A 1,079-nucleotide genomic window follows, 5' to 3' on the forward strand; every position below is an offset into this window, starting at 1 on the left:
CTTGATGACGTCTTCTGGACTGTAATGATTTTCTTCAACCGCATGAACGGCAATTTTTCGAATATAACTCATCACCTCGTCAGGGATTAGACGTGCATCGGATAACCAGTTGGGTTTCATGATAGGCCTCATCATTTAACTATCGTATAATGACTTAGACGCCTCATTGTGATTTTTGTTCCAGTAAATGCCTGGATTATTAATACGGTGGCTATAATCAGCCGGGCGCGGATTGAAACTCATCGATCAGGCTCAGCACCTCGACCACATAGAGCATCGCCCGGCTAATCAGCCGGGCGCGGATTGAAACGACACGAGAGAGGCGATCAAGACAGTGAGCGGACGCATCGCCCGGCTAATCAGCCGGGCGCGGATTGAAACTTCGTAAAGGCCAACGACGATGTCGAAGCCGGAGGCATCGCCCGGCTAATCAGCCGGGCGCGGATTGAAACACTGGCGCATTGATCTCAAGAACCCATCTCCGCCGCATCGCCCGGCTAATCAGCCGAGCACGGATTGAAACTGGCACATCAGGCGGCGTTGCGCGTCTTGAGCAGTGACTCCAGCTTGAATTCCGCACCGAGGTGCAGATCCCCCGGGGCGATGCCCGCGACCTCGCACTGTGACAGCAGGGTCGACAGCGCCTCGTAATAGCCCATCAGCCGCCCCTGCTCATACTCCGATCCACCGCTCACGGCTTCGGCAGAGTCCTTCAGGGACTGCGCGACCTCTTCCAGGACGACCAGCGCATCTTGTTGCTTGCTCATCGTTTCCGCTCCGCTAGGATTCTCTCTAGGATTTCAATTTGCTGCGTAAAGTTGGCGATCTCTTTCGGCCAGTACGAGTTGACCAAGCCATTTAGGTGTTGCGGCGTAATTCCTGGCGCGACCCAGTTCGACGGGTTGGTGATCTTGTCGCGGTGCGTCTCGACCTGGCTTCGCAGCGAACGAATCGAGCGCGCCAGCTCCCCGTCAGACTTGGCGGCCTGGTCTTTCAGGAACCCGGCATGCCGGCCGCCAGATTTCGCGATGTCGTAGGCCGACGGTTTCACGTCCTTCAGCATAACATCCCCCACCCGC

2 protein-coding genes are annotated in these 1,079 nt (G+C 56.3%); both read right to left on the reverse strand.

The annotated features are described in order from the left end of the window. Window positions 1–530 precede the first annotated feature (530 nt). Window positions 531–767 (reverse strand): hypothetical protein, encoded by a 237-nt coding sequence (locus CKO23_RS24855; RefSeq protein WP_200336235.1) that lies wholly within the window; start codon window positions 765–767, stop codon window positions 531–533. Next, window positions 764–1,079, reverse strand: a 316-nt coding sequence (locus CKO23_RS24860) for a hypothetical protein (RefSeq protein ID WP_207168696.1), incomplete at its 5' end; no start/stop codon positions are given. The genes CKO23_RS24855 and CKO23_RS24860, both read right to left, overlap by 4 nt.

This window comes from Thiocystis violacea (assembly GCF_016583565.1).
GTDB lineage: Bacteria > Pseudomonadota > Gammaproteobacteria > Chromatiales > Chromatiaceae > Thiorhodococcus > Thiorhodococcus violaceus_A.

Excerpts from the sequence above, each read along its gene's own strand:
- CKO23_RS24855 (WP_200336235.1), bottom strand. The coding sequence starts at position 767 with ATGAGCAAGCAACAAGATGCGCTGGTCGTCCTGGAAGAGGTCGCGCAG.